6 protein-coding genes are annotated in these 4,860 nt (G+C 39.0%); 2 read left to right on the plus strand and 4 right to left on the minus strand.

Going from position 1 to position 4,860, the window contains the following annotated elements; genetic code table 11:
- Window positions 1-319 precede the first annotated feature (319 nt).
- The 4 genes from FTV37_RS16355 to mobQ all read right to left on the minus strand — a co-directional run bounded on the left by FTV37_RS16355 (window position 320) and on the right by mobQ (window position 3,832).
- On the minus strand, window positions 320-862 hold the full coding sequence (locus tag FTV37_RS16355; RefSeq protein ID WP_004896925.1) for a plasmid replication DNA-binding protein: 543 nt from the start codon (window positions 860-862) through the stop codon (window positions 320-322).
- A gap of 66 nt (window positions 863-928) precedes the next feature.
- Complete coding sequence (repM, locus tag FTV37_RS16360; RefSeq protein ID WP_068553070.1) at window positions 929-1,858, minus strand: replication initiation protein RepM; 930 nt, start codon at window positions 1,856-1,858, stop codon at window positions 929-931.
- A gap of 202 nt (window positions 1,859-2,060) precedes the next feature.
- Window positions 2,061-2,294, minus strand: a complete 234-nt coding sequence (locus FTV37_RS16365; RefSeq protein ID WP_180064280.1) for a hypothetical protein — start codon at window positions 2,292-2,294, stop codon at window positions 2,061-2,063.
- A 101-nt stretch (window positions 2,295-2,395) separates the two neighbouring features.
- Window positions 2,396-3,832 carry a MobQ family relaxase gene (mobQ, locus tag FTV37_RS16370; RefSeq protein WP_107111964.1) on the minus strand — a complete coding sequence of 479 codons (1,437 nt, stop codon included), beginning with the start codon at window positions 3,830-3,832 and terminating at the stop codon, window positions 2,396-2,398.
- A 208-nt stretch (window positions 3,833-4,040) separates the two neighbouring features.
- On the opposite strand from mobQ, the gene FTV37_RS16375 reads away from it, so the two are divergent.
- On the plus strand, window positions 4,041-4,307 hold the full coding sequence (locus tag FTV37_RS16375) for a mobilization protein (protein WP_088749624.1): 267 nt from the start codon (window positions 4,041-4,043) through the stop codon (window positions 4,305-4,307).
- 17 nt (window positions 4,308-4,324) lie between these two features.
- A complete protein-coding gene (locus FTV37_RS16380) occupies window positions 4,325-4,756 on the plus strand; it encodes a hypothetical protein (protein WP_039090891.1) in 432 nt (143 codons plus the stop codon).
- Window positions 4,757-4,860: the final 104 nt, after the last annotated feature.

Consider the following 4,860-nt stretch of genomic DNA (forward strand, 5'->3'; position numbering starts at 1 on the left):
AAGTCTAGACAACCTTGTTTTATGCTTGGATATAAGGCTTATTTTAAAATAATAGTAGTGAAGATTTTCTAAAATTAACATAATACACCTTATACGAAATGCTTGATATTTCTCTTTAAATATCATTATATTAACGTAAGCCGTTCTGGAGTATAGGGCACCAGAACGGCTTTTTATTGATTATTCATGTTCCACGATCACTAATTGAGCGATGTTCCACGGTTTTATTCAGTTTTAATAAACATCATCCGGTTTTTTGAGGAGTCATTATTTCAAGTGCTTGCACTGAAATTGGCTCTTCAAAAAACTGGAGTCTTGGCTAACCATATGGAAGGAAAAAGCGGCTTAGGAAGCCTCTCTTCTTCTGTTCTGGTTCAACATGCTCCGGGATAGGAATACGCTTATTGTCTTGCTGAGGAGTAGTCAATTCGTCATAGTTCGTTGCTAGTTCCGACCGAGGATCCGTTGCTATATCCTGTTTAAAGCTCTGATCGGTAAAGGTAGTCATATTGGCTTTTGGTGCTTCTAGTAAGCGCTGCATAGCTTCAATCTGTTCTTGATAAAACGATTCACGTTCTAAAGATTGATTTTCTCTCTGTATTGCCTGATTTAATTGTTTTTCCAGTATGTCAACTTGACGTTTTAGTAAGTCAACTTCTGTCAAGTTTTGACTGTTAATTGATTGACTTTGATTGACTGTATCCTCTTTTTTTTGTGGTTCCCCAAAAACTCTTAGGGCCTCTGAAAAGTCAATTAATCCATCAGATCCTTTAGATAAATTTCCTTTGTTTATATGTGCATATATGGCTTGTCTTGAATATCCATAAAGCTTAGCTAACTCTGAAACTGACAGTTTTTTCATTATGTAAACCAGTTTTCAACTTGTGTTAATACCTGACTGTTAACTTAACAATTTCAATTAACAATGTCATTGAAATCCTAATTTTCTGAGTAAAGGAAGTAATTCCTTAAATTTCTCTGCATCTTGCAGCATGGCAGCTATACGTACAGCAAACTGCTGATAGCTTTCTGTGCCTTGTGAATATTTACTCATCTCAGGAAGCTCTGAGAGCTTGTTGGCGAATAGATGGCGTTGTTTATCTGTTATTTTTGAAAAGAGGTCTAATGTATTCGGATCTCTTTTAGATTCGACTGAATGCGTGGCTGATTTTTTCTGTTTAAAGCTAAATGAAAAACCAGTAATAGATCTACCTGTTTTATGCTGTTCAACTTTGACAATAATATCGGTATGTTCATTTACTTGTTTTAATGCAATGTCTAAAACATATTTTTTAAAATCATACATTCGTTTGTATTCAGTCTCGAGTACACCTATTTTTTGTCTAAAATCATACATAGTTATGAGAGGCGTTTTTCCAGTACTACGCCATGCAATCAATATTTCATATAAACGAACAGCATAAGCACTTGTTAAATTACTTATTTGTTGTATTTCATACTTTGTAAATTGTTCTTCTAACCTAGTAATTAAAGGCACAATAGCAGGGGCAAAAATAAGTCTAACGACAGCTTCATTATCAATATAAGCCACCTCGCTCACCCATCTTGATTTGTGATTAATAGTGTTACCTTTTTCACTAAGACTCTGATAACTGAATTGTCTTGCAAACAAGTCATCGCAAGCATCTTTTAACGCCTGATAAGCCGTATTTCGATGTACACCAAACTGATTAATATAACTTTCAGCATGAACTGTTAGTGGATCATTAGCATTTATCCCTTTACCCGATTCCCTTGCTTCAACAATAGCTAGGAGAATTAACCTCTGTTCAACTAGATCGAGGTTATAACTGGCATTGATTAAGGCGTTATCTTTAACAACTAGTTCTGTTTTCATATGAAAAGATTATATTTTTAATTCAATAAGACGAGGTTATATAATTATCTCGCTTAATGCAAGGTAAACCTCGTTTTAATGCAAGGTAAACCTCGTTTTAATGCAAGGTAAACCTCGTTTTAATGCAAGGTAAACCTCGTTTTAATATCTCTAGAACCATTATGAATAAAGGATTACAGCTTAATTAAAAGCATTTAAAAGCTTAAAAATAATTAAAAGCCCAGGGAGTAAAAAATTGCCCTTGGTTTTCGCTTCGCTCAAACTCTATTGAATCTCGCTTTCGCTCGATTCGTCGGGGCAATTTTTGGTTCATATTTTCGTGAATTTGAGAAAAAGCAAAAGCAAGATCAAAAGCAGCTCGGAATTCGCTTCGCTCATGAGCTTTTTTTCTCGCTACGCTCGGTTTAGGAATCAAACTTGGAAAGTTCGCACCCATGCGGGATGCTCTGTAAAGCAGGTGATTGATGGATAGGGAGCTTGTAATCAGGGAAAGGGATGGGCAAATTTTCTCAGTTCGCTCGTAGACACTCGCTCTGTTTATCGACTCATGCCACGAGATTTCATTTTAGGCGCATGTTGCTGTGCTTTGAGCTGTTGTTCTTGTCTGAGTTTCATCTGTTGTTCTGCTTTGATCTCATCCACACATTTTTTAATGACTTGATAGGATGGGTATAGAGTCTGGTATTGCTTGGCTTTGGCCGGATGTTGTTGTTGGTACTGCTTCCAGGCATGTTCTTTGAATTTGTCATTTTCCAATAAATCCTTCACACCATGTTTTTTCTGGTGTTCATGCTGACCTTTCAGCTTTTTGTGCTCCTGGTAAATCGCATCACGTTGGGCTTCCCAGGCTTTTTTTCCAAACAGTAAGGGTTTGTTCTGAGTTAATTCGTTGTGTTGATCGACCAGGCTTTGCAATTTGTCATGACTTTGCTTGAGTCCGCTTTTCACGATCTCCTGGGCAAGCTGCTGATTGAACTCATTTTGATGTTTGTGGTGCTTGGTCAGGGTTATTTCGGCTTGTTTGAGATTACGCTGCATGAAATCCAGGTCTAGATTCGCGTCTTTTGCGCTGATTTCGCGTTTTAGCACTTTGCCAAGGGTTTCCCTCTGTTTTTCCTCAAACAGGGCTTTTTCGTCAATTGGTGGCGTTTTAGCGCTATTTTTGATTTGGATCTGCTGTTCTGTTTTCAGTGTGCTGAGTTTGATCTCATTTTCAGCAATCAGCAGATCCATATTTTTGCTGTATTGCAGCTGAGCCTGATTTCTCTGTTTGATTTCGTCATTGCTTCGGCTGATTTCGGTCTCAATCCCTTTTCGGCGCAGTTCGGTGACTTTCGGCCCTTCGTGCAGCGTGGCTTCTAAACCATTCTCCTGGTCTTTGTAGCTGCGGTGGTCGACTCGGGCAGTGTATCCAGCCAGATCCAGGTGCATATTGCAGATATCGGCAAAGTGTTCGCGCCAGTGTTCGATTTCTCCACTGTGTTTCTGATCCAGTTCCCGGGTTTTCTCGGTGAAGCCTTCCTGAGTAAGTTTGCGTGTGCTCATCAGGATATGCGCGTGATAATTGCGTTCATCACTACCAGATCCAGTATGCGGTGCATGAATACAGGCATCGACGGCTACCTGGTGTCTGTCCACGATACTGGCGCATAGCTCTTCGAGCATGGCCAGGCGTTGTTCCTGATTTAATTCACTTGGAAAAGCGATTTCAAATTCTCGGGCAACTGTCGAGTTTTTTCGGGTTTCCCGTTGTTCAACTTCGTTCCAGAGTCTTTCCCGGTTTTTTAAATGTTCTGGTGCGCCTTCGGGTAAATAAATTTCTTTATATTCCACACCTGTTTTTCGGCTGTAATCATGTTCTCGGCCCTCACGTTCACAATAGATCTTTTCACCTGCCCGATAGGCAATCGCAGCAGTAGCGGAACGCCCTGCTGATCGTGCTACGGTTTTGACTGAAAAGTGGTAAATCGCCATGCCTATTTTCGCTTTTAAATTTTCACGTAGTGAAGTACAACCGTGGATACGGTTGTCGGGGTATTGGGGAGACCCCAATCGTACTTGCAAACGAAGTTTGCATAAGTGCGCTCTTCGAGGAAAACATTACTATACATATAGCACCTTGAATGCATATTCAAGTGCGCTTATGTTAGGGATGGTTTCCCAGGATGATGGTATTGGATTAATGAGCGTTACTGAAACACTAGACAGCAAAATCAAAGCACAGGAAGAAAAGCTAAAGCAGTTAAAGGCTCAAAGACAGGCAGCACTGGCAAGAGAACGTGCTAAAGAGAAAGAACAAGCTCGAAAGGATGATACCAGACGCAAAATTTTAATTGGATCCTGTATGCTAAAGATCACTGAAGATGATGAACAAGCCAGAGCTAAATTAATTGCTCAGATGGATAAGTATTTAACAGATGAGCGTGACCGAAAGCTTTTTAATTTATAAATTTTGAGGGATAAGTAGTGGAAGATCCAACACTTAATAAGTTAATACGTAATACAGAATTATTCTTCGAACATCACTGGAATGTAGACCTATTAGGAAAGCCTCCTGAATGGTCACCAGTACATTTTAATTTTGGAAAAATTCCTAATTACGATAAACAAGGTGTATATGCGTTTGTCAAAGGGGATTTAGTGACTTATATCGGTGTTGGGACTTCTAGAGGTGCTGGCCGTTATCGTGGTAATGGCTTAAGCGCCAGGGTAATGAAATATTGCCGATGGAATGAAGATAAAACTGAATATATTGCGATAGATCCAAGACTGAAAGATGCTGGATCCATCATTACAATAGGCTTTGAGCGTGATACGGCTTATTTAGCAAATGCCCTAGAAGTTTTTCTTATCTCTAAAATCCAACCTGTCCACAATGTGGTTAAAGTTGGTATGTAATTTCGCATAAGAAATTTTATGTTAAATGATTGTTAGAAATGCCCCTTGATCGAGGCATTTTCTATAAAGAATACTAAAAACTAATTAAAGCCAACCAAGTTTCA

This window comes from Acinetobacter sp. YH16042, assembly GCF_013417245.1.
GTDB lineage: Bacteria > Pseudomonadota > Gammaproteobacteria > Pseudomonadales > Moraxellaceae > Acinetobacter > Acinetobacter amyesii.

Excerpts from the sequence above, each read along its gene's own strand:
- FTV37_RS16365 (WP_180064280.1), bottom strand. The coding sequence starts at position 2,294 with ATGGGTGCGAACTTTCCAAGTTTGATTCCTAAACCGAGCGTAGCGAGA.
- FTV37_RS16355 (WP_004896925.1), bottom strand. The coding sequence starts at position 862 with ATGAAAAAACTGTCAGTTTCAGAGTTAGCTAAGCTTTATGGATATTCA.
- FTV37_RS16375 (WP_088749624.1), top strand. The coding sequence starts at position 4,041 with ATGAGCGTTACTGAAACACTAGACAGCAAAATCAAAGCACAGGAAGAA.
- repM (WP_068553070.1), bottom strand. The coding sequence starts at position 1,858 with ATGAAAACAGAACTAGTTGTTAAAGATAACGCCTTAATCAATGCCAGT.
- mobQ (WP_107111964.1), bottom strand. The coding sequence starts at position 3,832 with ATGGCGATTTACCACTTTTCAGTCAAAACCGTAGCACGATCAGCAGGG.